Genomic DNA, 26,331 nt, shown 5'->3' with positions numbered 1-26,331 from the left:
ACCTTTAGCTTGAGAAACTGATATTTTTCATAAAATACCACTTTTACCCAAGCAACATTTCGCTATATGCAATAGAATTTGTGTATACCCAGAATAATTGGCGTTGCAGCCAGACAGCAAACGAACGGATCCAATACGCTTTTCGGTACATCTATAAGAGTGATAAGGGTACGTAAGCGCCGCTAACCACGCTGTAGCTTCAAGGCAAGAAGGGTAAATCCGCTCAATTACGTTTCACCTATGGCACAAGGAGTTGGGATGCATGCTGCAACACCGCTAATTTCTACTATCGCTGGAGGGCTGGTTCTTGCCTTCCTCCTTGGCATTCTGGCAAACCGCCTGCGAATCTCTCCCCTTGTTGGTTACCTTGCCGCAGGCGTACTTGTCGGTCCTTTTACCCCTGGCTTTGTCGCCGATACGTCACTGGCCTCCGAGCTGGCTGAACTTGGCGTCATCCTGCTGATGTTTGGCGTCGGCCTGCACTTCTCGCTGAAAGACCTCATGGCGGTAAAGTCCATCGCCATTCCCGGCGCAATAGCCCAGATTGCCGTGGCGACGCTGCTTGGAATGGGATTATCCTCCATACTGGGTTGGAGCCTGGCGAGCGGCCTGGTTTTCGGCCTCTGTCTGTCCACCGCCAGTACCGTGGTGCTGCTACGCGCGCTTGAAGAGCGACAGCTGATTGATAGCCAGCGCGGTCAAATCGCCATCGGCTGGTTGATTGTGGAAGATCTGGCGATGGTACTGACGCTGGTTCTGCTGCCAGCCTTCGGCGACATGATCGGCGCTGAACATGCTGACACCAGCAAACTGCTAGCCGATTTGGCCTGGACCATCGGTAAAGTTATCGCGTTTATTACCCTGATGATTGTCGTTGGTCGCCGTCTGGTGCCGTGGGTGTTGGCAAAAAGTGCCAGTACCGGCTCACGCGAGCTTTTCACGCTAGCGGTGTTAGCAATGGCACTCGGCATCGCCTTCGGCGCAGTGAAACTGTTTGATGTCTCCTTTGCACTGGGTGCATTCTTCGCCGGCGTGGTATTGAACGAATCAGAACTCAGCCAGCGTGCGGCGCACGATACGCTGCCACTGCGCGATGCTTTCGCCGTCCTGTTCTTCGTTTCTGTCGGTATGCTGTTTGATCCAATGATCCTGCTGAACGACCCCATTTCTGTGCTGATCACGCTGGCTATTATCGTGTTCGGTAAGTCAGCCGCCGCTTTCGTGCTGGTTCGGCTCTTTGGCCACTCAAAACGGACGGCATTAACGATTTCCGCCAGTCTGGCGCAGATCGGTGAGTTTGCCTTTATTTTGGCCGGGCTCGGCATTGTGTTGGGGCTGCTGTCCGAAGAGGGGCGGAATCTGGTGCTGGCCGGCGCTATTCTCTCGATCATGATAAACCCACTGCTGTTTACGCTGCTTGAACGCTATCTGGCGAAGCATGAAACCATCGAAGAGCAGATCGTGGAAGAAGCGATTGAGGAAGAGAAACAGATTCCTGTCGATATGTGCAACCATGCGCTGCTGGTCGGCTATGGTCGCGTAGGGAGCCTGATTGGTGCCAAACTGCATCAGGCAGGGATTCCCATCGTGGTCATTGAGAATTCCCGTACCCGCGTTGATGCCTTGCGTGAACAGGGGATTAAAGCGGTGTTGGGTAACGCGACCAAACCTGAAATCATGGACATTGCGCGTCTGGACTGTGCCCGCTGGTTACTGTTGACGATTCCGAACGGCTATGAAGCCGGGGAAATCGTCGCGGCAGCCCGTGAGAAGCGCGCCGATCTGGAGATTATCGCCCGCGCGCACTATGACGATGAAGTCAGCTACATTACCGAGCACGGAGCCAACGAGGTGGTCATGGGCGAGCGGGAAATCGCCAACAGCATGATCACACTGCTGAAACTGGATGAACTCCCTCCGGCACCTCAGGCGTGTCCTATTTAAACGGCGACATGCTGAATACGAAAATGGCGGGCAAATAAGCCCTAATGCCGATCGTTTAAGAGTCGAGATACCGGGGGCTACCACGGTGCGAGGTATCCCTGCGGGAACCTCATCACCGTGTTTCCCCCTAAATCCACGCTTAAGTGAACAGTATTAGGCAAATAAGCCCGCCATTTTTTACGTTATGCGCCATGCCTTCAAACACTGACGCCTTCAAACGCCACCAGACAAAGGCAACCTCATCCCTACTCTGCTTTACTCACTAACTGTTCCAGCAGATCAATATGCAGCGGGTCATCATTGAGCGCTGGGATATAGTGGAAAGCCTCGCCACCTGCATGCAGGAAAATTTCGCGGTTCTGTTCCTGAATCTCTTCCAACGTTTCCAGACAGTCAGCCGCAAAACCAGGGCACATAATCTGAATATGTTTAACGCCCTGCGCGGGAAGCCCCTGCATGGTTTCATCCGTGTACGGCGTCAGCCAGGGTTCACGGCCAAAGCGTGACTGGAAGGTCATCATCACTTTCTCTTTCGGCAGCCCCAGCGCAGCAATCAGCGCCTCCGTAGTCGCCCGACAGCGCTGCGGATAGTCATCCCCTTCATTGGCATACCGCACGGGGATACCGTGATAAGAGATCACTAACCTGTCTGGTTCACCGTGTTCAGCAAAAGACTGCTCGACACGGTGCTTTAGCGCTGCAATATAAGCAGGATGCTCGGCGTAATCACGGATAAAGCGAATCGCAGGCAGTTGGCGATTATCACGCAGCTGTGTCGCTAGCCCATCCCACACCGCTGCGGTTGTTGAGCAGGAATATTGCGGATACATCGGCAAGACCACCAGTTGCGTCACGCCCTGCGCCAGTAATTTATCCAGCGCCGAACGCAGGCTAGGCGAACCATAGCTCATCCCCAGCTCAACAGGCGTTTCCGGCATTCGTGCAGCCAGTGCCTGCTGCTGTCGACGGCTAATCACCAACAGCGGCGATCCCCCTTCCATCCAGACCGACTGATAGAGCTTCGCCACTCGCGGCGAGCGTATTGGCAGGATGATACCACGTAGCAACGGCCACCATAGCAAACGTGGCGTATCCACCACACGGCGGTCACTCAGAAACTCAGCCAGATAACGCTTCACCGCCTGCGGCGTCGGGGCATCGGGCGTTCCTAAGTTAACCATTAGCACGCCGTATTTCTCTTGTTTCATCGCCGTCTTCCTTTTATGGAGAAGCAGGCCTTCTTTCAGCCCGCCAGTGCGTAATATCAAGTGTCTATACCCTAAATAATTCGAGTTGCATGCAGGCGGCAACCGCACGAATCCCCAGGAGCTTACACAAGTAAGTGACTGGGGTGAGCAAGGGAAGCCAACGAACATTCAGCTTGAAGTATGACGGGTATATTGTAGCGAAAAAAAGCTAAACAAATACGGGTAGATAGCAGGGATAACGCCGATGCTATCAATAGAGGAAAATAAGCAAACGAGGATTTCAGAACGAAAAAATGCCAGACCGTCGTCTGGCATTTCTGTGACAAGGTGGGACTCGCAGCGAAAAATTAGCCCAGAATGGTTTCCAGTTCTGCGCGAACTTCTTCCACTTTACGCGTGCCTTCTACTTTGAAATAGCGCGTGTTGCCCGCATCCGCTTCTTTCTGATAGTAAGAAACCAGTGGTGCCGTCTGCTGATGATATTCAACCAGACGCTTACGCACGGTATCTTCGTGGTCGTCTTTACGAATCGTCAGTTCTTCGCCTGTCACATCATCTTTGCCTTCAACTTTAGGCGGATTGAATTTTACATGATAGACACGACCGGACGCCGCATGGACGCGACGACCAACGATACGATCGATAATCAGTTCGTCAGGAACGGCAAATTCGATAACGTAATCGACATTGATGCCTGCTTCTTTCATGGCATCAGCTTGCGGAATGGTGCGTGGGAAGCCATCCAGCAGAAAACCGTTACGGCAATCGTCCTGGGCGATGCGCTCTTTAACCAGAGCAATGACCAGTTCATCAGTGACCAGTTTACCCGCGTCCATGATTTCTTTAGCCTGCTTGCCCAATTCAGTACCGGCTTTTACCGCTGCACGCAGCATGTCACCCGTGGAAATCTGCGGAATACCGTATTTTTCCATGATGAATTGAGCCTGAGTACCTTTGCCTGCGCCCGGAGCGCCCAGCAGAATAATACGCATCGCGTAAATCCCCTTGCTATGTAATATTTATAAAATAAATTTGAAAAACGCTAAACCATACCATTCCAGACGCTTATGCTCAAGGAACGGGCACGCTTCAGCAACGCGCAGGCAGACGAAAAAAGTGTCAACGTAAAGCAGAAATAGCCCGATTACTGCAAAGCCGTCATGTCCATTGCACCCAACTGTCGGCATTCCTTACTGCTGTAACGACAAATATCATGACAACCACGGCACCAAAAAGTGAAAATGCAGGGCAGTGCAATCTGCATAACGCATTCATTGTAGCAGCTCAGCCTGGATTTGGCTGACCGCGACATAATGTGAGTCCAGCAGGCCATTGCCACGCTGCTCACTGACCGTCAGATGTTTTTTTTAATCATCATACTTTTCTGTCCTGTATCATATTCTCCCTCAGATTTGCCCACCATAATCCCTACTCTAGGAACTCCTGCGTATGGCTTCGTGAGGAGTAATACAAGTAAAGCAGAGTCTGGGACACGATTCATGAATATAGGCAAACTGGCACTGCTTATGTGTGCCTTATCCTTCACTTTAGCCACCCCACTTTTCGCAGAACAACACATTGCTAAAGGCCAGACATTAAAAATGGCAATCGGGCCAGAACCTTCCGAAGGTTTTGACCCAATGCTTGGCTGGAGCCATGGTAGTTATCTTCTTCTGCATGCGCCGTTGTTAAAACAAAATGTCGATATGAGTTGGGGAAACCTGCTCACCGAAAAAGTTGAAACTAGCGCAGAGGGTAGAATCTGGACACTGACATTAAAACCCGATCTCAAGTTCTCTGATGGTTCGCCGTTGACTGCCAAAGATGTTGTTTTTACTTATAACAAAGCGGCAAAAAGCGGCGGAAAAATCGACATGGGCAACTTTAGCCACGCACGTCAGGTTGGTGTACGTCAAATTGAAATCACGTTGAGTCATCCCCAAAGCACATTCATTAATGTGCTTGGCTCTTTAGGTATTGTTCCCGAGAAACTTTATGATGAGAAAACGTTCGCCCACAAGCCTATTGGCGCAGGCCTTACCGTCTTGTCAGTTTTCAGCCAGGACAACAGTTAATTGTTGAAGCTAACCCTTGGTATGCCGGTAAAAAGAATGATTTTAGCCGGCTCATCTTTGTATTCCTTGATGAAGATAATGCTTACTCCGCCGCAAGAAGTGGTCAGTTGGGGCTGGTACGTATTGCTCCGTCAATGGCAGTCGTACCCCAACAAGATAATCTTAAACTCTGGGTTCGCGACAGTGTTGAGAATAGAGGCATTGTTTTCCCAATGGTTCACGCAGGTAAAAACGATGCCAATGGCTTCCCTGTTGGGAACGATGTAACGGCAGATGTGGCGATCAGGCGAGCCATTAACTACGCCATCAATCGTAAACAATTGGCAGAACTGGTCATGGAAGGTCATGCTATACCAGCATACAGTGCTGTTCAGGGACTCTCCTGGCAGAGTCCTGACGTCGTTTTCAAAGATGGCGATGTAGAAAAATCACGCAAAATCCTTGATGATGCGGGCTGGCAAGTCGGTAAAGATGGGATTCGTACCAAAGAGGGCAAAGAGGCGCGCTTGACCTTATGGTATGCAAGTGGTGACAGCACCAGAAAAGATCTGGCAGAAGCCGTTCGGGCGATGCTGCACCCCGTAGGTATCGCTATCTCTCTGCAATCGGGCAGTTGGGAAACCGTAGAGCGGCATATGCACGCCAACCCTACGTTGTTCGGTTGGGGAAGTCTGGACCCAATGTAACTCTTCCATCATTACAGTGCTCAGACTGCCGGTTTGGAATACTATAATCCGGGTTATTACAGTAATCCGGTTGTTGAACAACATCTTAAACAGGCCATTGATGCGCCTGACTGGCAAAAAGCACTGCCATTCTGGCGACAAGTTGAATGGGATGGAAAACAGGGAGCGGGCGTTCAGGGTGACGCCGCCTGGGCGTGGTTAATTAATATTCAACACACCTACCTTGCTAACCCGTGTATTGACCTAGGTAAAGGGGCCGCTGAGATTCACGGCAGTTGGTCACTTCTGAATAATCTGGATGACTGGACCTGCCATTAATGAAATGTGTTTTCAGTCATATGTTCAGGCTGATGATACTGTTGGTGCTGGTTGCTGCCAGCACCTTCATTCTGCTCAGTTTTTCGCCTATTGATCCTATACGCGCCTATATTGGTAATGACCTGCTGCATGTCCCCCCCCCGAACAATATGCGCGCATTGCTGCACGCTGGGGACTCGACCAGCCACTTTGGGAACGTTTTTGTCGTTGGTTTTTACAACTCATACAAGGCGATCTTGGCTATTCAATGCTCTTTAATGCCCCTGTCGCCAGTGTTATTCACGAGCGGTTCGCAACATCATTTGCTCTTCTTGCTGGGGCCTGGCTCATATCGGGAGTGCTGGGTATTGCTCTCGGCTTTTTAGCTGGGCGCTATCTCAATCGCTGGCCAGACAAGATGATTTGTCGGCTTAGCTATCTGCTTTCCTCCCCCCTACCTTCTGGATTGGCATGTTGCTGCTGTCATTATTCGCCGTGCAATGGCCGATTGCCCCCGTTTGTTGTGCATGGGAACCCGGTAATAATGCTGATATAGCAACCTTTTCAGAACGGTTGCGCCATCTGGCTCTTCCCGTGTGCGCACTAAGTTTACTGGGATTAGGGCAAATCACTCTCCACACGCGTGAAAAAATTGCCACTATTATGGACAGCGAGTTTATTCGTTTTGCACGTTCTCAAGGCGATAAAGGATGGTCACTGTTGCGCCATCAGATCCTTCGGCATGCAATTACACCCGCGCTCTGTCTTCAGTTTGCCTCGCTTGGAGGGTTGTTGGGCGGCGCTTTTCTGGCAGAAAAAGTATTTGCCTATCCAGGCCTAGGTCAGGCAACCATAGATGCGGGCTTGCGTGGTGATCTGCCCTTACTCATGCGAATAGTCTTGTTTAGCACCTTATTGGTGTTTATTGGCAACTCGCTGTCAGCCTGGCTGGTGAAAGTGTTAAATCGTGCATTGGAGCGTCCACATGCTCTATAACCCAGCCCCCGCTTTCATTCGCCTCTTGATCTCTTCGTTAGGCTTATTATTCATTGCGATTTATGGCTTCACGAGTCTGGATACGCCTTTAGCGGTTAATCTTCTGGCCCGACATCTGCCACCTGACTCGCTGTATTGGTTCGGGACGGATAATCTGGGGCGCGATTTGTGGACACGCTGCTTTCAGGGAGCGTTGACCAGCTTGCAAATTGGTATTGGTGCAGCATTATGCAGCGTTTTGTATAAATCGGGAGAGTTGAGCGAATGCTCTGCTTCGTGCCCTCAATCCGCGTACCCGTTTTTTAATTGCAGATGAAATAACGGCGCAACTCGATCCTTCGATCCAACGTAATATCTGGGCGCATCTTCTCGAAATATGCCCAAGCCGCCCACTGGGAATGCTGGTCATTAGCCACCAATATGCGTTGCTAAAACAAGTTTGCGCCAAAGAACTGCCAATGACTCAGAAATGATGTTAAACCAAGAACGAGCGTAAAGACGGCAGGCAGAGTTGCTAGCGTTCAGCGACGGAAAAGGGAAGACATCAGGAAGAAAATGCGTAGAACGGAAAGACCCCGGTTAACACCGGGGTCTGAAGGGTATCACTATCAAGCACTTAGCAACTGATTCATACGACGAATGAACAGGTTCGGATCGTCCAGCGTACCACGCTCAGCCAGCAGAGCCTGATCCAGCAGCAGTTCGACCCATTCGCCAAACTCCGCTTCATCAGAAACGTCGGCCGCGCGTTTAATTAACGCGTGATCCGGATTCAGTTCAAAAATGTACTTCACTTCTGGAGCTTGCTGGCCGGCTGCGGCGAACAGTTTCGCCATCTGGGTACTCATCTCATCCGCATCCGTCACGACAATCGCTGGCGTATCGGTCAAACGGTAAGTGAAACGCACGTCTTTAACGCGCTCGCCCAGCAGGGTTTTTACACGCTCAACAAACGGCTCCAGCGCTTTTTGCGCTTCTTTCTGTTCCTCGTTTTCTTCGTCAGCCAGTTTATCCAGCGCCTCATCGGCCTTGCTGACTGACTGGAAGGATTTACCGTCGAACTCAGTCAGGTAGCTCATCATCCATTCGTCAATACGATCGGACAACAGCAGAACCTCGATACCTTTCTTACGGAACAGCTCCAGATGTGGGCTGCTCTTCGCCGCCGCATAGCTGTCTGCCGTGATGTAGTAGATCTTGTCCTGACCTTCCACCATCCGACTAACGTAATCTTCCAGCGACACCGTCTGCGCGGAGCTGTCAGATTGCGTGGTCGCAAAACGCAGCAATTTCGCAATCGCTTCACGGTTGCTGCCGTCTTCTGCCGGGCCTTCCTTCAGTACCAGACCGAACTGCTGCCAGAACGTCTGGTATTTTTCCGCGTCGTCTTTCGCCAGTTTATCCAGCATTTGCAACACGCGTTTGGTCAGCGCATTACGCAGGTTTTGCGTCACGCGACTGTCTTGTAAAATCTCACGGGAAACGTTCAATGGCAGATCGTTAGAATCAATCAGGCCGCGAACAAAACGCAGGTAGTTCGGCATGAACTGTTCGGCGTCATCCATAATAAAGACGCGCTGAACATACAATTTCAGGCCGTGTTTATGATCGCGGTTCCACATATCCCACGGTGCACGGGCAGGGATGTAAAGCAGGCTAGTGTATTCCTGCTTACCTTCCACACGGTTGTGGCTCCAGCTCAGCGGATCGGTAAAATCATGGGAGATGTGCTTATAAAATTCGTTGTATTCATCATCGCTGACTTCAGATTTACTGCGCGTCCACAGAGCCTGCGCCTTGTTAATTTTTTCCCAGCTAACGGTGGACTCACCGCCTTCTTCTTCGCTTTCCGTCCGGGATTCAATTTCTACCGGCAGCGCGATATGGTCAGAATATTTGCTGATGACGGAACGCACACGCCAGTCATCCAGAAATTCGTCTTCGCCTTCACGCAGATGCAGAGTGATTTCCGTTCCACGGTCGTCTTTGGTGATGTCAGCAATGGTGTAATCGCCTTCCCCGGCAGATTCCCAGTACACGCCCTGATCGGCATTCGCGCCCGCAGCACGCGTACGCACGGTCACCTTATCTGCCACGATGAAGGCAGAGTAGAAGCCCACACCGAACTGGCCAATCAGTTGACTATCTTTAACCTGATCGGAACCCATCGATTCAAGAAAAGCCTTGGTGCCGGATTTCGCAATCGTACCGAGATTATCAATGACTTCGTCACGGCTCATGCCGATACCGTTGTCAGAAATCGTCAGCGTACGTTTTTCTTTATCCGTAGACACCCGCACGCGCAGGTCGCCATCGCCCGCATACAGTTCCGGTGCAGACAGCGCACGGAAACGTAATTTGTCTGCCGCATCGGAGGCATTGGAAATCAATTCACGCAGAAAAATTTCTTTGTTGGAATAAAGCGAATGGATCATCAAATGCAGGAGTTGCTTAACTTCGGACTGGAACCCGCGAGTTTCTTGGCCTTTCATACTCATTGTTGCTTACCTCAATCCTAATATTATTCAGGCTGATTAAACTGACGATAAGTAGCAAATGGGGATAAACCAGGTTGATTTCAAGGGGTAAATTTCAGTGAAAAAAGAAAACGGTGCGATAAGAATGAAAAGCAAAACTGCGGCTGCCAGATAATGGCGCTGGCAGCCGACAGATTAAAACCGGAAAGGCTGGCGCCCCGCGAGTGAATGGGACAGCGTGGTGCCGTCGACCATTTCCAGCTCGCCGCCAACGGGAACACCGTGAGCAATACGGCTGGCCATCACACCGTGTTGTGCGCACAGTTCAGCGATATAGTTCGCCGTCGCGTCGCCTTCAACCGTCGGGTTGGTTGCCAGAATCACTTCGCTGATCGACTCCACCTGCAAGCGCTCTTCCAACCGCCCCAAACCGATATCGTCCGGGCCAATGCCATCAAGCGGCGACAAGTGTCCCATCAGTACAAAGTAACGGCCGGCAAACTGCCCTGTCTGTTCGATAGCCTGAATATCAGCCGGGCTTTCCACCACGCAAATCTGGCCGTTTTGCTGGCGACGCGAATTCGAGCAAATCGCACACACATCCTGCTCGGTGAATGTCCGACAATCGCTACAGTGGCCGATTTCGGACATCGCCCGCGTCAACGCCTGCGCCAGGCGCATACCGCCGCTGCGGTTACGTTGCAGCAGTTGAAACGCCATGCGCTGTGCCGATTTGGGTCCAACGCCCGGCAGGCAGCGCAGCGCTTCCATCAATGATTCAAGAAGCGGACTGGTCTGCATCAGAACGGCATCTTGAAGCCCGGCGGCAGTTGCATACCGCTGGAAACAGACGCCATTTTCTCTTTCTGCGTTTCCGCGATGCGGCGGGCAGCATCATTGAATGCCGCAGCAATCAGATCTTCCAGCATTTCTTTGTCATCTTCCATCAGGCTGGGATCGATTTCTACGCGGCGGCAGTTATGCGCACCGTTGATCGTAATTTTCACCAGACCCGCGCCCGATTCGCCCGTGACTTCCAGATTCGCAATTTCTTCCTGCATCTGCTGCATTTTTTCCTGCATCTGCTGGGCTTGCTTCATCAGGTTACCAATTCCACCTTTACCAAACATAGTTTTCTCTCTATCACGTCGGGCTGCGCACTCGCAGCGGTTAAACAGGGCGGATACTTTCTTCATCCAGTTCCGCATCAAAGAAACGCCGCAGCGTTTGAATCGTTGTATCGGCCAGAATAGACTGACGCGCCTGCGTCAGTTTCTCTTCGTATATAGCCTGACGCCACTCCAGCGGCGTCCGCACCGCTGGGTTGTCGTCTTCCGTAATCAGTAATTCTACAGGGTGCCCGTAGTGGGCCGTCAATGCGTCGGCCAGCGTCTTTTGGGCCGCCGGCGAATTCAGGTGCCGCTGGGATGAACGCAAGTGCAGATGAACCTTACCGGCCTCTTCACTCTCTTTAAACGCATTGAGCGCCAGCTGTTGTACCAGCTTTGGCAGCGTCAGGCGATGGATTTCCGCCGCCCAGGCATCCCGCTCCAGTGACTCTTCCGCCAGCCGAGCTGCCAGCTCCGGCGTTTTTTCGTGTTCTAACGCCGAACGCAGCGCTTTTGGCGTCGCCACATCGACCTTTTCTTCATCGACTTTGTTTTGCGCCCGCCAACGATAGGCTTCCGGTTTTTTAGGTTCGGAAGGCGAGGTTTTCGCGTTTTGCCGTTGAATGCTGCGCTCAGTCACCGAAGCTAACCGCTCCAGCGCTGAGGTTGCCGGCCGCGTGTTGTCAGACGCTGCCGGTTCAGCCTTTTTTGGTAGCGTACTCCCCTGTTTTCGCAGCAGTTGACTGCGCGCCTGTAACAGTTGGGAAGTCGCATCAGGCAGTTCACTCTCATCATCCGGCTGCTGAGAAGCCGATGAAGCAGAAGGTTCCCCTAACGGTGGCGCATACGCGGATGCATCCATCGGTGGTTCGGGAGAATAAGTGGGTGCCTGTACGTCAGCCAGAGGTTCATTGTTCTGCGGCGCTGGCGTACGAACCCTCGCCGATGCGGCGGTAACAGGCTGCGGCGGCACGGCGGGTTGAGTCACAGGAGCTCGCGCAGCCTGAGCAGGCGCAGCACTCACTGGCGCGACAGGTTCGGCGATAATCTGACTAGGGTGAAACGCCAGCGCTCTCAGTAACGTCATTTCAACGCCCATGCGACGATCTGGCGCAAAAGGCAGCTCTTTGCGGCCAATTAACATCGTCTGGTAATACAACTGCACGTCCGCAGGCGGCAGCGCACGCGCCAAATCCCGCATGCGGGCTTCAACGGCAGCGTAATCATCACCCAATGCCGCAGGCAGCAGTTGAACCATCGCAATGCGGTGTAATAGCGTCTGGGTTTCTACCAGCAGCGATTCCCAGTCCACACCCCGAGCCGCGACCTGATCTAACAGCGACATGACCTGTGCACCATCGCCTTTCGCCAACGCCTCAATAAGTGCCAGCGGTTGCTCATCGTCCAGCGTGCCCAGCATTTGGCTGACGGAAGCGGTCGTGACCTGCCCCTGCCCCATAGCAATAGCCTGATCGGTCAGGCTCAACGCATCGCGCAAGCTCCCATCGGCGGCACGCGCCAGAAGCTGTAACGCACGAGGTTCGCTGATGAGATTCTCTGCCTGTAATACCTGTTCCAGATGTGCGCGAATCTGTTCGACATCCAGCGCTTTGAGGTGAAATTGTAGGCAGCGTGACAGAATGGTCACAGGCAATTTCTGCGGATCGGTGGTCGCCAGCAAGAACTTAACGTGCGGAGGGGGTTCTTCCAGCGTTTTCAACAGCGCATTAAAACTGTGACGCGATAGCATGTGTACTTCGTCAATCAAGTACACCTTGAACCGCCCACGTGCGGGGGCATATTGCACGTTATCCAGCAGATCGCGCGTATCTTCTACTTTAGTACGAGACGCAGCATCAATTTCGATCAAATCGACAAAACGCCCCTGCTCGATTTCGCGGCAGTTATCACACTGACCACACGGCGTTGCCGTCACGCCCTGTTCGCAATTCAGCCCTTTTGCCAGCAAACGGGCAATCGACGTCTTCCCGACGCCACGGGTGCCAGAAAACAAATAAGCGTGATGGATTCTGCCTAGGGAAAGGCCGTTAGCCAGCGCGGTCAGGACATGTTCCTGACCGACAACGTGGGCAAAGGTTTGGGGACGCCACTTACGGGCAAGAACCTGATAGCTCATCAATACCGCAACAGTCGAGTTATTGAGGCGATCATGCTAACACAGCCACGCCGCTATCGGCGAGACTGTTATGATTAATGTCCGGGGAAGTCAACCAGGCTATAGCAGGTGACGCCCATCTCGGTCAGGCGTTGCTCGCCCCCCAGATCGAACAAATTAATGATAAATGCCGCATCGTTGACCGTGCCGCCCAGACGACGAATCAGTTTCACCGTCGCTTCGAGCGTACCGCCCGTTGCCAGCAGATCGTCAATCACCAGCACATTATCGCCAGCAGAGATCGCATCGGCATGAATTTCCAGCGTATCTGAACCGTACTCCAGTTCATAACTTTCGCTGATGGTCGGACGTGGCAGCTTGCCCGGTTTACGCACGGGAACAAAACCCACACCCAGCGCCAAAGCAACCGGGGCGCCAAACAGAAAACCACGCGCTTCCGTGCCGACAACCTTCGTCACACCGCTATTGCGGTAACGGTTCGCCAACATCTCAATACTGGCTGCGTAGGCCACAGGATCTTCCAGCAGGCTGGTGACATCACGGAACAGTATGCCCGGCTTCGGATAATCGGGGATGCTTTTGATACTGTTTTTAATTAATTCTGCCTGCTGCTGCACTGTTACGGTCATCATAGTTGTGCCTGATAAAACGTTCTGAACATACAAATGCCGGTCACCACAAGGCTTTCATCATCGTATGGCGTGATGAAGAGGCATTATGACAAAGAGGAAATGGCGACCCGCGCACGAAAACGCTCAAATCTAGTCAAAGTGACGGACAAATGCAACTATCCGCACTCTGGGTGCGTATTTTTTATATTTCCATCACAGAGGTCGCCGCCCACGCTATCTTTTCGGATTCGCGCCCTGTGTTTCTTGTTCTGGATCAATCACGGGCAAACGAAGCATAAAGGTCAACAAAATAGCCAAAATGACCAATAGCAAAATCCTGACCCAAACCAGCTTGACCAGCCAAAGCGAAAGCGCGAACGTTAACAGAATCATGGTAACCGCCTTCCATTTTGCTCCCGGCGGCAGTGCCCGATGCTGCTGCCAATGGCGCAAATAGCTGCCAAACCACGAACGGTACAGTAGCCAGTCGTGGAAACGCGGGGACGAACGGGCAAAACACCAGGCAGCCAGTAACAAGAAAGGTGTGGTCGGCAATAAAGGCAACACAACACCCAACGTTGCCAGCACAACGGAAACCCACCCTAATATAATCAGCAACGCGCGATACATATTCACCTTTATACGTTGTTCACTACCAATATGTTTTGTCTACGCAGTATGCTTTGTCTGCGACAGTGTCTATCACACTTTATCACCACCTTGTCTGATGAATTAGTTAAGATATCCTCATACGGTGTATTAAGGCGATGTTGGCTAACAATTATCAATACACCACGCACCGATGCACTGAATCATCAGCCTTACCGTAAGGGAAACCGTGAACACGCACCGATTGCTGCAGGCGCTTGAACAACAAATTACTACGCTGGCGAAAGAACTCGAACCGCTGGCGGATAAGGCCGTGCCGCAATCGCGCTTTGATCGCCAACTTTTTAGCAGCTATGGCACCCGACTACGGGATTATCGCGCCGAAGTTGAACAAAATTTGCAGGCAATAAAACAGTTGGTCGCAGAGCAACGCACCGAACGTGTGGCATTTCTGGCAGAAAAGCTGGTCAGCCAGATAGCCGCACTCCAGCGTGAACTGGCAACGCAGTCATTACGCAGGCAGGAGCAGTATGCGACCCCGCCGGCGGAAGATGTGTATCACAAGCTGGCAGAACATCAGGATTATGAACGCCGTTTGCTCGCCATGATTCAGGATAGAGAAAGCCTGCTCGTCACGCAGACGCTTTTCAGCGAGCAACAGCGGTTACAAAAAGAGCTGGCGGCGCTGGAAGGACGACTATCGCGCTGCCGTCAGGCACTGTCTCGACTGGAGCGCCAGATCGAACGTCGGGAGCAAGGGCTATAGCACAGCGCCTTGACCGAGGAAAAAAGAGGAACTGGTTCATGTCACTTGAAAACGCCCCACCCGAAATCAAACTGGCGGTCGATTTGATCATGTTGCTGGAAGAAAACCAGATCGAGCCCCGTATCGCTCTGGCTGCTCTGGATATTGTCCGTAACGATTTTGAGAAAAAGCGCTCACAAGAAGAAAGCGACGCAGCCCCGCGATCAAAGGGACATTGAATGATAAAAGGCGTTAGCGCCGTCCAGCGACGGCTTATTCAGCGGGTTTGCGTAGCGCCGGGCTAAAATGCAGCATATCGATAAAGGCATCCACCAGCGCAGGGGCTTCCTGATCGAGATCGAAACTTTCCGGCATAAATAACCAGTTTTCCATCACACCGGAAAAGTAGGCACGCAGCGCAATCGCTGCACGGCGGGGATGAATGTCCGTCGGCAACATGCTCATACGAATGCACTGAATCAGATTTTCTTCAATATCGACGTAGCAGGAAAGGTAGAGTTCCTTGCGTGCATTATACGATTGCAACATTTCACCGACAAACTCACATTTGTGAAAAGCAATCTCCATAATGGAACGCCAGTGCGTATCGCTAACGGTTAAACGCAGCATATAAATCAATAATTCACGCATCACACGGAGTGGATTATCAGGGAATTTTGTCTGATACTCTATTTCAAACTCACTGATTTTCGATTCTGCCAGCGCCCAGATCTCATCAAATATTTCAGCTTTATTTTTAAAATGCCAATAAATAGCACCCCGGGTCACGCCGGCAGCAGTCGCAATGTCAGACAATGAAGTTGCAGACACACCATGCTCAGAGAACACTCTTAACGCAGTATCCAGTATCTGTTGTCGGGTTTCCTGAGCCTGTTTTTTAGTTTTTCGTGCCATGATAGTTTGGTTTTTCGTGCCATATCGCTGTATTTGAAGGAAAGTGAGATTTACATACATTCAAGTATGTATGTAACATAGCACGAACATAAGACTATAGCAGCAATGGGTTTTTGGGCTTGTGATCCATTGGTCAATTTCAAATCGGACACTTGAGGTTTATCTATGAACAAAAACAGAGGGCTAACGCCTCTGGCGGCAGTTCTGATGCTTTCTGGCGGCTTAATGCTCGCAGGATGTGATGGCGGCAATAATCAGCAAGGCGGCGCACAGCAGCAGATGCCTGAAGTGGGTATTGTCACGTTAAAAACGGAAGCACTGAATGTCATGACCGAGCTGCCGGGCCGTACAAGTGCTTACCGCATTGCTGAGGTTCGTCCACAGGTTGGTGGGATTATCCTCAAACGCAACTTCGTTGAAGGGTCGGACGTTAAAGCGGGCGCATCGCTGTACCAAATCGATCCTGCGACCTATCAGGCAAACTACAACAGCGCCAAAGGGTCACTCGCTCAGGCTCAGGCTCAGGCGGAAATTGCCCGTCTGACCGTTAACCGTTATAAGCCACTGCTGGGCACCAACTACGTCAGCAAGCAGGATTATGACCAGGCCGTCGCCACTTCTCGTCAGGCTGATGCTGCCGTTCAAGCGGCCAAAGCAGCAGTGGACACCGCACAAATCAATCTGGCTTACACCAAAGTCAATTCGCCTATCGAAGGGCGCGTGGGTAAATCCACGGTGACAGAAGGTGCATTAGTGGCTACCGGGCAAGCGACGGCATTAACGACCGTGCAGCAGCTTGATCCGATCTATGTTGACGTCACGCAGTCCAGCAATGATTTCCTGCAACTGAAAAGAGAACTGGAAAACGGTACGCTGAAACAAAGTGCAGGCAAAGCCAATGTCCGCCTGCTGTTGGAAAACGGTACGGAATATACCGAGGCAGGTACATTGGAATTCTCTGATGTCACGGTAGATGAAACCACTGGCTCCATCACGCTGCGTGCTATTTTCCCTAACCCACAGCACAACCTGCTTCCCGGTATGTTTGTACGCGCCCGTCTCGATTCCGGCGTTAACCCAACAGCCTTATTAGTCCCTCAGCAAGGCATCACCCGCGATCCACGTGGTCAGGCTACCGCTATGGTAGTTGGGGAAGGCGATAAAGTGGAACCCCGTACGCTTACAACCAGTAAAGCTATTGGTGACAAATGGTTGGTTACCGAAGGCCTGAAAGCGGGCGATCGCGTTATTGTTACGGGTCTGCAGAAAATCATACCTGGTGCGCAGGTGAAGGCTAAAGAAGTCGCCCAAGAAAATCAGCAGGCGCAACAAGCACCAGCAGAACCCGCGAAGTCTTAAGACGTTCTAACAGGAGCCGGTATAATTCATGGCTAAGTTTTTTATAGATCGACCCATTTTTGCATGGGTACTCGCCATCATGGTGATGCTGACGGGGTTGCTGGCAATTGTTAAATTACCGGTTGCCCAGTATCCAACGATCGCGCCCCCCGCGATTGACGTAATAGCAACTTATCCAGGGGCCGATGCATCAACGCTGCAAGATTCCGTTACGCAGGTTATCGAACAGAATATGAACGGCATCGATAACCTGATGTATATGTCATCAAACAGTGACTCTTCTGGTTCGGTTCAGATTACGCTGACGTTTGAGGCAGGCACGGATCCGGACATCGCTCAGGTTCAGGTGCAGAATAAGCTGCAACTGGCTATGCCACTGCTACCGCAGGAAGTACAGCAGCAAGGGGTTAACGTTCAGAAATCCAGTAGCAGTTTCCTCATGGTTGCCGCCTTCATCAGTGAAGACGGCAAAATGTCACAGGAAGATATCGCTGACTACGTAGCAGCTAACGTTAAAGACCCTATCAGCCGGACATCCGGTGTCGGTGACGCGCAGTTATTTGGCTCCCAGTACGCCATGCGTATCTGGCTGGATCCGAACAAGCTTAATAACTATCAATTAACGGCTGGCGATGTCACCACGGCAATTCGGGTTCAAAACAACCAGATCGCTGCAGGACAATTGGGCGGCGCCCCACCGGTTCCCGGACAGCAATTAAATGCTTCCATCATTGCGCAAACCCGTCTGAATTCAGCAGAGGAATTTTCTAAAATACTGCTGAAAGTTAACGCAGATGGCTCTCAGGTTCGTCTTAAAGACGTTGCACGCGTTGAGCTGGGTGCAGAAGGTTACGACGTTATCGCTCGTTTTAACGGTAAACCTGCTGCCGGTATCGGTATCAAATTGGCAACAGGAGCGAACGCCCTGGATACGGCAACCGCAGTCAAAAATGCACTGACCAAGGCCGAAGAATTCTTCCCTGCTGGCCTAAAAGTCGTTTACCCGTACGATACAACGCCCTTCGTTAAGATCTCGATCAACGAAGTAGTGAAAACGCTGGTGGAAGCCATCGTACTGGTATTCCTGGTCATGTACCTGTTCTTGCAGAACTTCCGTGCCACGCTGATCCCAACTATTGCGGTGCCGGTCGTGTTGCTGGGGACGTTTGCAATCCTCTCCGCGTTTGGTTATTCCATTAACACCTTGACGATGTTCGCGATGGTGCTCGCCATCGGGCTTCTGGTGGATGACGCCATCGTTGTGGTGGAAAACGTGGAACGTGTCATGGCGGAAGAAGGTCTGCCGCCTAAAGAAGCCACCAAACGTTCCATGGAGCAAATCCAGGGCGCGTTAGTCGGTATCGCGCTGGTGCTGTCCGCGGTCTTCGTGCCAATGGCCTTTACCGGTGGTTCCACAGGGGCAATCTACCGCCAGTTCTCCATCACAATCGTTTCTGCGATGGTGCTGTCGGTGCTGGTCGCGTTGGTTCTGACGCCAGCCCTTTGCGCAACCCTGTTGAAACCGATTGCCAAAGGCGATCACGGCGAGAAAAAAGGCTTCTTCGGCTGGTTCAACAGACTGTTTGAGAAAAGCACGCATCATTACACCGATAGCGTGGCCAATATTCTGCGCAGCACCGGGCGTTATCTGGTCATCTATCTGCTGATTGTGGTCGGGCTGGCATTCCTGTTCTTGCGTTTGCCAACGTCGTTCCTGCCAGATGAAGACCAGGGCGTTCTCCTGAACATCGTTCAATTGCCTTCAGGAGCAACGCAGGAAAATACCCAGAAGATCATGGACCGAATGACGAACTACTATCTCGATAATGAGAAAAATAACGTCAAATCTGTATTTACGATCTCAGGTTTCGGGTTCTCTGGCCGCGGGCAGAATGTCGGACTGGCTTTCACCAGCCTGAATGACTGGAGTGAACGAAGCGGCACAGAGAATAAAGTTCAGGCGATTGCAGCAAGAGCGAACGCAGCCTTTAGTGAGTATAAAGAAGCCATGGTGTTCGCAGTCAACCTTCCTGCGATTATCGAACTGGGGACAGCCACTGGTTTTGACTTCCAGTTGATTGACCAGGCTAACCTTGGCCATGCAAAACTGACGGAAGCGCGTAACCAACTGTTGGGCATGGCTGCACAACACCCTGATACGCTGGTGCAGGTTCGTCCTAACGGGATGGAAGATACCCCGCAGTTCCGTCTCGATATCGATCAGGAAAAAGCACAGGCGCTCGGCGTATCACTGTCGGATATCAGTTCAACATTGGCAACTGCGCTGGGTGGTTCTTATGTAAATGACTTTACCGATCGAGGTCGTGTGAAGAAAGTTTACGTTCAGGCCGATGCACCTTTCCGTATGCTGCCAGATGACATTAAAAACTGGTACATCCGCGGTAGCAATGGACAAATGGTGCCATTCTCTGCATTCACGCAGAGCCACTGGGAATACGGTTCACCGCGTCTGGAACGTTATAATGGCCAGCCATCCATGCAGATACAAGGTGAAGCGACTCCAGGTAAGAGTACCGGCGAAGCCATGGCATTGATGGAAAATTTCGTTACCCAATTACCACAAGGTATCGGTTACGAATGGACGGGTATGTCCTATCAGGAGCGGTTATCCGGTAACCAGGCACCTGCAATCTATGCCATTTCATTGATTGTCGTGTTCCTGTGTCTGGCAGCGCTTTATGAGAGCTGGTCAATACCGTTCTCCGTCATGCTGGTTGTTCCATTGGGGATCATCGGCGCATTGATTGCGGCAAATATGACAGGTCTTGAAAACGACGTTTACTTTAAGGTGGGCCTGTTGACAACCATAGGGCTATCCGCGAAGAACGCCATATTGATCGTCGAATTTGCTAAAGATCTGATGGAAAAAGAAGGGAAAGGACTGATAGAAGCAACGCTGGATGCCGTTCGTATGCGTTTGCGCCCAATCTTGATGACATCCCTTGCCTTTATCCTCGGGGTAATGCCGCTGGTAATCAGTAGCGGTGCGGGGTCCGGTGCACAGAACGCCGTTGGTACTGGCGTAATGGGCGGGATGATTACCGCAACCGTGCTGGCTATCTTCTTCGTTCCAGTGTTCTTTGTGGTTGTCCGCCGTCGCTTCGGCAAGAAAGTAGACGACACAGCAGCGCACTAAAACTGCCCCCATATCTACTCTAAAAGGCCGCCTCGCGGCCTTTTTTCTTTCCCCAACCCTCTTCCCTTTTCATGTCGACTAACTCGTGCCAAACCGCGCTGTTTAGCTCTTTATCCGTGTTTATCGTGGCTTAGAGGGATGCAACAGCCCCAAAGCAACATAATGGTTGATCCTGATGCCAAAAAAGCGCAACATAACGCATATGTTATAACATAACAAATGAGGTAAATATGAAAGCAGGAATTCATCCTGACTATCGCACGGTGGTATTTCATGATACCAGCGCTGATGTCTATTACAGGACGGGATCAACAATTAAAACCGATCGAACCATTGAACTGGAGGGGGTCAGCTACCCTTACGTCGCCATTGACGTTTCTTCGGCATCGCATCCCTATTACACCGGGAAGCAAAAAGAATATTCCAAAGAAGGCAGCACGGCGCGCTTCCAGCAGCGCTTTGGGAACTTCTTCAAGTAATCAGAGAGGGTTATTAAATGCAGGTGCTTAGTTCGCTGCGTTCAGCAAAAAATCGTCACAAAGACTGTATTGTGGTTCGCCGTCGTGGGCGAGTTTACGTTATATGCAAATCCAATCCGCGCTTTAAGGCCGTGCAAGGCGGAAAAAAGAAAAAAGGTTAATCTTTCTCGACCCCATCCCGATACAGTCTATGTTATGACGTTAACAAAACTGTACGGGATGCACGCATGAAAAAACTTCTGAAACAATAAGATAACCCTCACCAACATACCTTATCCACTGACTAGTCTCTTCGCATTCCTTCTGCCATTTCTCATATTTTCAGATAGAAATAATTAAATCATCAGCAGCCAAGTTTATTCTATGCTCATTGTTACAACAAAAAATATGAGGATTAATCAAAATAAATAGCAGTGAAAACCTTACCTATTATCCGCGAATTTTACGAACGCTTTTGCTATAGTCATATATAGAATGACGTAAGCGTAACCAACATGGTATAGCTATACTTAAGGTTAAGTCATGATAGGTTGGTATTTACGACAACCCTATTTCGCGACATAGTAGAGAGTAGGAGGTACAAACATCTTTGTTGTCTCATTCATTGCTGAACAAATCACAATGGCTCAATGCTCTGTTTGTCACAACAGGAATACGAAACAGCGTTAACGTTTTATCTTGCAAGTTTCATCAGTCTACCTGTTTACCAGGTGTTAACCGCAGTAACACTGAATAACGGCTTAACGGAGGGATTGATATGGATGAGTACACACCAAAACATTATGATATTGCCCAACTCAGATTCTTATGTGAGAATCTGTGTGACGAAAGCATAGCAACGTTAGGCGATAGCAGTCACGGCTGGGTCAATGATCCAACATCTGCGATCAATCTCCAATTAAATGAACTTATTGAGCATATCGCTACGTTTATTCTCACATTTAAAATAAAATACCCTAACGAAAGTGAGCTTTCAGAGCAGGTTGAAAAGTATTTGGATGATACTTACGTCTTGTTTAGCAACTATGGTATTAATGATGCTGAACTGCGGCGTTGGCAGAAGTCCAAAGCAAAATTATTCGGAATGTTCTCAGGGGAGAACGTCTGTACGCCTGCTAAAACTTAAGCAATAATTTATTTATATTTTTTAACCACCAGGTACTGTTTGCATAGGCCATTATGAAAAAAATCGACTATTTGATGCGTTTGCGTAAATGCACAACCATTGACACCCTCGAACGCGTTATTGAAAAAAACAAGTATGAACTCTCCAATGATGAACTGGAGATGTTCTTTTCCGCAGCCGATCATCGTCTGGCAGAACTGACGATGAACAAACTCTATGACAAAGTACCGACTGCGGTATGGCGATACGTCCGTTAATTCCAACGAAACGTATACAAAAACTGACATTAAATACACTGTGCCGATAATATTATCGGCCTTTGTTTTTATTATCTTTTTAACGTATTAATTGAGTAAGACTTGTAACAAATTGTATTTTTAATATTAAGTAAAAATGAATTTTACTTCATACCACGACGCTTATTTACCCACCGTTTATCATTTATAACAACCGTATTGATAACATCACTAATAGTATATCCAGTGATGGAAACAGAGAATGTAATAATTGGCGCAATTATTACTCACCAGGTAAAGATGCACGGCATCCTTCAGAAGAAACAAAGATCGGCAAAACGGAAAGTGACGGAGCCATACTTATGCGCTCCAGAGAGCGGACTTATGGCCGAAAATTGGCATATGACAAAAGCATGGGTTATGAACAGAAGATGAAACCTAACTGGCGATAACACGGCAAGATAAGGGCAGAAATGGTGGAGGCCCTGCCAGCTACATCCCGGCACACACGTCTCCTGCTGCGGCTGCTTCCTTCCGGACCTGACCGAATCCATAGGTTAGTGTTGCGGGAGAACCGACAGGGCCTCCATTGACGACTTTATAACCGCTAGCACATGATAATCGCAACGTGTCACAAAGCGGTGGGCATTATCGGTGATAGGATAGGCAATTGCAAGCTAACACAGACTAACCGTTGTTTTCTTACCCACCCTACTATGCCACTATGGCAGTCAATCGGTTTCGAAACAGCAGGAACATCCGCTGATGTCAGAAGAAAATGATAATTTCCGCCAGCGTGTTTTTCAAATCGTCGCGGCGATTCCTTATGGAAAAATAGCGACCTATGGCGACATTGCCCAGCTTGCCGATTCACCCAGAGCATCAAGGCAAGTCGGAGGAGTATTAAAACGCCTGCCGAAAGACAGCAAACTCCCCTGGCATCGGGTAATCAATCGTAAAGGTGAAATATCACTAGTCGGTGGCGACTATGTGCGCCAGAAATCAGCGCTGCAGGCGGAAGGGATTATTTTCAATCGTCAGGGAAAGATCGATCTTGCGAAATACCGCTGGCAATACGCGCCATAACGGCGCGTATGCAGCCCATGTTACCAAGTAGTCTGAGGTGCCACAGATGGCGCAGCAGGCTGCCCTTGAAGCATATGAGGGCTCTGATTCGCCGGGTTGGATAGCATTGATCCCTGATTCTGAGCCGGCAAAGGAACCGAGGCGACAGGCACCAGCACCAAATCGGCGTTATTTACGCCGTTGCTAATAACCGGCAAGACGTTCTCCGTCACCATCACGATGCGGTTATCGATTGCAATTGCTGCACTGAGTAAAATACGTGCGTTGGGCTGAATATCAGCCGGATTGTACGGTAGATCGAATTGGAAAGGTGCTTGCTTTCCTTCTGTGCGCATCACGCGCTGAGTAATGACTTTTGAAGGCGCATCTGCCAGCGATGCATCAGACACCGTAACGGTTAACACTGCGTTGTGAGGAAGTGCAATACGCTGACGAATATTCACCGTACCGGTTACTGCTGGCATCGCAACAGCCGGGCGCTGTGAAGAAGCACTGGTGACAGGTGCACCAGTTTGAGGAGAAACGCCATAATCACTCCTCTGTGCACATGCAGCCAGAGTCATCGATAACGTGATACCACCTAAGATATGCCATAATTTCATTCGGTCAGTCTCCTTTATTATTGTCGGACTACCGGTATCGCAAACCGGCACTCATAAAGAGTATGATTCACCCAACACAATAATGATGGTGCAAAATTCTGATATTTTCATGAAAACCGCATATTTATTGCAGAAAGAAAGCCATAAATAGACATTTACACCTTATAAAACAAACAGATGCTTAGCCATTCTCATCCATTGGGGCCGATACCATGAGTCAACCACTACAACACCTTCTCGACCTCCTGCATTTAGAGAAGCTCGAAGAAGGGCTATTTCGCGGACAAAGCGATGATTTGGGGCTGCGCCAGGTCTTTGGCGGGCAAGTCGTAGGCCAGGCCATGTCAGCCGCCAAACAAACCGTTCCCGTCGAGCGCAACATTCACTCTTTCCACAGCTACTTTTTGCTGCCCGGCGACAGCCAGAAACCGATTATTTATGACGTTGAAAACCTGCGCGATGGCAACAGTTTCAGCGCCAGACGCGTCAGTGCCATCCAGAATGGTCGCCCTATCTTTTATATGACAGCCTCTTTTCAAAGCCATGAAGAAGGGTTTGAGCACCAGAATGTGATGCCTGAGGTTCCACCGCCAGAAGCGCTGAAATCCGAGCAGGAAATCGCGCAAGATATGCAGCACCTCTTGCCGCCCCGCTTTCGCGATAAATTTATTCAGGCCAGCCCAATTGAGATGCGCCCGGTTAAATTCCATAACCCCTTAAAAGGCGAAGTGGATGAGCCAGTACGACACGTTTGGTGCCGGGCCAGCGGCCCACTGCCGGATGACAAGCGTATTCACCAATACCTGCTTGGCTATACGTCTGACTGCAACTTCCTACTCACGGCTTTACAACCTCATGGCGTTGGCTTTTTGGAGCCGGGTATGCAGGTCGCCACGATTGATCACTCAATGTGGTTCCACCGTGATTTCCGGTTGGATGACTGGCTGCTCTACACCGTAGAAAGTACATCCGCATCCGGTGCTCGTGGCTTCGTACGTGGGCAGTTCTATACCCGAGAAGGCGTGCTGGTTGCATCCAGCGTACAGGAAGGGGTGATGCGCCGCCGTCAAACGTAAGGATGGTGGCAGCCTCATAACGTAAAACGGGCGTGGAGTTTCCTCCACGCCCGCTTGTTGCATTTGAACAAGCTCAATTATTGGTTGTAAGCGCTCTCGCCATGGCTGTTGACGTCCAGACCTTCGCGCTCTTGATCTTCCGGTACACGCAGGCCGACAATCATATCCGCCACTTTGAAGGCCACGAATGCCACCACGCCAGACCATACCAGAGCAACAATTACGCTAAATAACTGTACCCAAACCTGATGCGCCATCGTCACACCTTCTGCATAGCCAGTACCACCCAGTGAAGCTGAAGTGAATACGCCAGTCAGGATACAGCCAACGATACCGCACACGCCGTGAACACCGAATACATCACAGGGGTCATCCACGCGCAGCCATCTTTTCAGTACGGTTACGCCCCACAGACCTGCGACACCGCCAGCCAGACCGATGATCAATGCACCACCGACGCCCACCGTACCCGCAGCTGGTGTGATTGCTACCAGACCCGCGATACAACCGGAACATGCACCCAGCAGAGAAGGCTTACCGCGCACCATCCACTCACCACCAACCCACGCCAGAATCGCAGCAGCAGTAGCGACAACCGTGTTCAGGAAAGCCAGAGCAGCAATGCCGTTTGCGGCCCCCGCAGAACCCGCGTTAAAGCCAAACCAGCCGATATACAGAATCGCTGTACCGATAAACACCATCGGCAGGTTATGTGGTTTGAAGGCTTCTTTGCCAAAACCAGCGCGTTTGCCCAGCAGGTAAGCACCAACCAACCCAGCAACCGCGGCGTTAATGTGAACCACCGTACCACCCGCGAAGTCCAACGCACCATCCAATGCCAGATAACCACCGCCCCACACCATGTGCGTCATCGGCAGGTAGGAGAACGTCAGCCACAGCGCAACGAAAATCAGTACAGCAGAGAAACGGATACGTTCAGCAATCGCCCCGACAATCAGCGCAACGGTGATGCAGGCAAAGGAAGCCTGATACGCCACGTGTACAAATTGATAGTAGGTGCCGCTAATCGATTCAATCCCGATGCCTTTCAGCATAAACGTACTGAAGCCACCGAAGAAGGCATTACCTTCGCTGAAAGCCAGGCTATATCCGTAAACCACCCACAGGATACAAACCATCGCGAATGTTACGCTCACCTGCGTCATCATGGACAGAACGTTTTTGGAACGAATCAGGCCGCCGTAAAACAGTGCGATGCCCGGTATAGTCATAAAAAGTACCAGCGCGGTACAAATCATAATAAAAGCGTTATCCGCTTTATCAATCGTCGGTGTTGCAGCCATTGCCCAGGACGGGAGTAATGCCGCCACACCGAGACCTAATGAAGAGAGTAATTTTTTCATTTTCATCCATCCCTATTTACGTATCTACGCTAGGTGT

The 26,331-nt window shown here is 50.7% G+C and carries 22 protein-coding genes, 1 other RNA gene and 4 pseudogenes; 15 read left to right on the top strand and 12 right to left on the bottom strand.

Going from position 1 to position 26,331, the window contains the following annotated elements:
• Positions 1-258: 258 nt before the first annotated feature.
• Complete coding sequence (gene ybaL / locus LCF41_RS05700) at positions 259-1,944, top strand: YbaL family putative K(+) efflux transporter (RefSeq protein WP_225087246.1); 1,686 nt, start codon at positions 259-261, stop codon at positions 1,942-1,944.
• A 245-nt stretch (positions 1,945-2,189) separates the two neighbouring features.
• On the opposite strand, the gene hemH is transcribed toward ybaL, so the two are convergent.
• Together hemH and adk are read right to left on the bottom strand one after the other, a co-directional pair.
• Entirely contained in the window at positions 2,190-3,152 is a 963-nt protein-coding gene (gene hemH / locus LCF41_RS05695) for a ferrochelatase (protein WP_225087245.1), read from the bottom strand.
• A 347-nt stretch (positions 3,153-3,499) separates the two neighbouring features.
• Entirely contained in the window at positions 3,500-4,144 is a 645-nt protein-coding gene (gene adk, locus LCF41_RS05690; RefSeq protein ID WP_225087244.1) for an adenylate kinase, read from the bottom strand.
• A 507-nt stretch (positions 4,145-4,651) separates the two neighbouring features.
• On the opposite strand from adk, the pseudogene LCF41_RS05685 reads away from it, so the two are divergent.
• The 4 pseudogenes from LCF41_RS05685 to LCF41_RS05670 all read left to right on the top strand — a co-directional run.
• Positions 4,652-6,231, top strand: a pseudogene (locus LCF41_RS05685) (ABC transporter substrate-binding protein).
• A pseudogene (locus tag LCF41_RS05680) lies at positions 6,231-7,206 on the top strand (ABC transporter permease). Before LCF41_RS05685 ends, LCF41_RS05680 begins: the two co-directional pseudogenes overlap by 1 nt.
• Positions 7,196-7,441 (top strand): annotated as a pseudogene (locus LCF41_RS05675) (ABC transporter permease); the annotation flags it as partial. The pseudogenes LCF41_RS05680 and LCF41_RS05675, both read left to right, overlap by 11 nt.
• A gap of 31 nt (positions 7,442-7,472) precedes the next feature.
• Positions 7,473-7,679: pseudogene (locus LCF41_RS05670) on the top strand (ATP-binding cassette domain-containing protein); the annotation flags it as partial.
• 135 nt (positions 7,680-7,814) lie between these two features.
• Here the strand turns inward: LCF41_RS05670 and htpG are convergent.
• From htpG to LCF41_RS05640, 6 genes are all read right to left on the bottom strand, one after another.
• Positions 7,815-9,698 carry a molecular chaperone HtpG gene (gene htpG / locus LCF41_RS05665; protein WP_180742515.1) on the bottom strand — a complete coding sequence of 628 codons (1,884 nt, stop codon included), beginning with the start codon at positions 9,696-9,698 and terminating at the stop codon, positions 7,815-7,817.
• A 180-nt stretch (positions 9,699-9,878) separates the two neighbouring features.
• Positions 9,879-10,484, bottom strand: a complete 606-nt coding sequence (gene recR / locus LCF41_RS05660; protein WP_180742276.1) for a recombination mediator RecR — start codon at positions 10,482-10,484, stop codon at positions 9,879-9,881.
• Positions 10,484-10,813 carry a YbaB/EbfC family nucleoid-associated protein gene (locus LCF41_RS05655; RefSeq protein ID WP_132452506.1) on the bottom strand — a complete coding sequence of 110 codons (330 nt, stop codon included), beginning with the start codon at positions 10,811-10,813 and terminating at the stop codon, positions 10,484-10,486. The genes recR and LCF41_RS05655 overlap by 1 nt, the downstream gene beginning before the upstream one ends.
• A gap of 40 nt (positions 10,814-10,853) precedes the next feature.
• Positions 10,854-12,929, bottom strand: a complete 2,076-nt coding sequence (dnaX, locus tag LCF41_RS05650; RefSeq protein WP_225087243.1) for a DNA polymerase III subunit gamma/tau — start codon at positions 12,927-12,929, stop codon at positions 10,854-10,856.
• A 74-nt stretch (positions 12,930-13,003) separates the two neighbouring features.
• A complete protein-coding gene (apt, locus tag LCF41_RS05645; RefSeq protein WP_225088107.1) occupies positions 13,004-13,558 on the bottom strand; it encodes an adenine phosphoribosyltransferase in 555 nt (184 codons plus the stop codon).
• 216 nt (positions 13,559-13,774) lie between these two features.
• The gene (locus LCF41_RS05640) at positions 13,775-14,170 is read right to left on the bottom strand and encodes a DUF454 family protein (RefSeq protein WP_225087242.1); all 396 of its coding nucleotides are present in this window, start codon (positions 14,168-14,170) and stop codon (positions 13,775-13,777) included.
• Between the two features lie 208 nt (positions 14,171-14,378).
• Between LCF41_RS05640 and priC the strand changes: the two genes are divergently transcribed.
• Positions 14,379-14,915, top strand: a complete 537-nt coding sequence (priC, locus tag LCF41_RS05635) for a primosomal replication protein PriC (protein ID WP_225087241.1) — start codon at positions 14,379-14,381, stop codon at positions 14,913-14,915.
• A gap of 38 nt (positions 14,916-14,953) precedes the next feature.
• The gene (rsmS, locus tag LCF41_RS05630) at positions 14,954-15,133 is read left to right on the top strand and encodes a pleiotropic regulatory protein RsmS (RefSeq protein ID WP_225087240.1); all 180 of its coding nucleotides are present in this window, start codon (positions 14,954-14,956) and stop codon (positions 15,131-15,133) included.
• Between the two features lie 34 nt (positions 15,134-15,167).
• Here the strand turns inward: rsmS and acrR are convergent, their stop codons facing one another.
• A complete protein-coding gene (gene acrR, locus LCF41_RS05625; RefSeq protein WP_225087239.1) occupies positions 15,168-15,809 on the bottom strand; it encodes a multidrug efflux transporter transcriptional repressor AcrR in 642 nt (213 codons plus the stop codon).
• A gap of 165 nt (positions 15,810-15,974) precedes the next feature.
• Here acrR and LCF41_RS05620 point away from each other — a divergent pair, with 165 nt between their 5' ends.
• The 6 genes from LCF41_RS05620 (at position 15,975) to LCF41_RS05595 (ending at position 22,187) form a co-directional block, all read left to right on the top strand.
• Positions 15,975-17,168, top strand: a complete 1,194-nt coding sequence (locus tag LCF41_RS05620; protein ID WP_225087238.1) for an efflux RND transporter periplasmic adaptor subunit — start codon at positions 15,975-15,977, stop codon at positions 17,166-17,168.
• A 28-nt stretch (positions 17,169-17,196) separates the two neighbouring features.
• On the top strand, positions 17,197-20,325 hold the full coding sequence (locus tag LCF41_RS05615; RefSeq protein WP_225087237.1) for an efflux RND transporter permease subunit: 3,129 nt from the start codon (positions 17,197-17,199) through the stop codon (positions 20,323-20,325).
• Positions 20,326-20,555: 230 nt separating this feature from the next.
• Positions 20,556-20,804, top strand: coding sequence for a type B 50S ribosomal protein L31 (locus LCF41_RS05610; protein WP_225087236.1), 249 nt, complete (start codon positions 20,556-20,558; stop codon positions 20,802-20,804).
• A 17-nt stretch (positions 20,805-20,821) separates the two neighbouring features.
• Entirely contained in the window at positions 20,822-20,965 is a 144-nt protein-coding gene (gene ykgO, locus LCF41_RS05605; RefSeq protein ID WP_005976091.1) for a type B 50S ribosomal protein L36, read from the top strand.
• 596 nt (positions 20,966-21,561) lie between these two features.
• Complete coding sequence (gene tomB / locus LCF41_RS05600) at positions 21,562-21,930, top strand: Hha toxicity modulator TomB (protein ID WP_005976089.1); 369 nt, start codon at positions 21,562-21,564, stop codon at positions 21,928-21,930.
• Between the two features lie 53 nt (positions 21,931-21,983).
• Complete coding sequence (locus tag LCF41_RS05595; protein ID WP_005976087.1) at positions 21,984-22,187, top strand: HHA domain-containing protein; 204 nt, start codon at positions 21,984-21,986, stop codon at positions 22,185-22,187.
• Between the two features lie 462 nt (positions 22,188-22,649).
• Here LCF41_RS05595 and ffs read toward each other — a convergent pair.
• Positions 22,650-22,746: signal recognition particle sRNA small type (ffs, locus tag LCF41_RS05590), an RNA gene on the bottom strand.
• 185 nt (positions 22,747-22,931) lie between these two features.
• Here ffs and LCF41_RS05585 point away from each other — a divergent pair.
• The gene (locus tag LCF41_RS05585; protein WP_015839360.1) at positions 22,932-23,252 is read left to right on the top strand and encodes an MGMT family protein; all 321 of its coding nucleotides are present in this window, start codon (positions 22,932-22,934) and stop codon (positions 23,250-23,252) included.
• A gap of 20 nt (positions 23,253-23,272) precedes the next feature.
• Here LCF41_RS05585 and LCF41_RS05580 read toward each other — a convergent pair whose 3' ends face one another.
• Complete coding sequence (locus LCF41_RS05580) at positions 23,273-23,854, bottom strand: YbaY family lipoprotein (protein ID WP_225087235.1); 582 nt, start codon at positions 23,852-23,854, stop codon at positions 23,273-23,275.
• A gap of 212 nt (positions 23,855-24,066) precedes the next feature.
• Between LCF41_RS05580 and tesB the strand changes: the two genes are divergently transcribed.
• Complete coding sequence (gene tesB / locus LCF41_RS05575) at positions 24,067-24,930, top strand: acyl-CoA thioesterase II (RefSeq protein ID WP_225087234.1); 864 nt, start codon at positions 24,067-24,069, stop codon at positions 24,928-24,930.
• A gap of 77 nt (positions 24,931-25,007) precedes the next feature.
• Here the strand turns inward: tesB and amtB are convergent, their stop codons facing one another.
• A complete protein-coding gene (amtB, locus tag LCF41_RS05570; protein WP_225087233.1) occupies positions 25,008-26,294 on the bottom strand; it encodes an ammonium transporter AmtB in 1,287 nt (428 codons plus the stop codon).
• Between the last annotated feature and the right edge of the window lie 37 nt (positions 26,295-26,331).

The organism is Pectobacterium colocasium, assembly GCF_020181655.1.
GTDB classification, from domain to species: Bacteria; Pseudomonadota; Gammaproteobacteria; order Enterobacterales; family Enterobacteriaceae; genus Pectobacterium; species Pectobacterium colocasium.
This window is presented reverse-complemented; position numbering and strand designations above follow the sequence as displayed.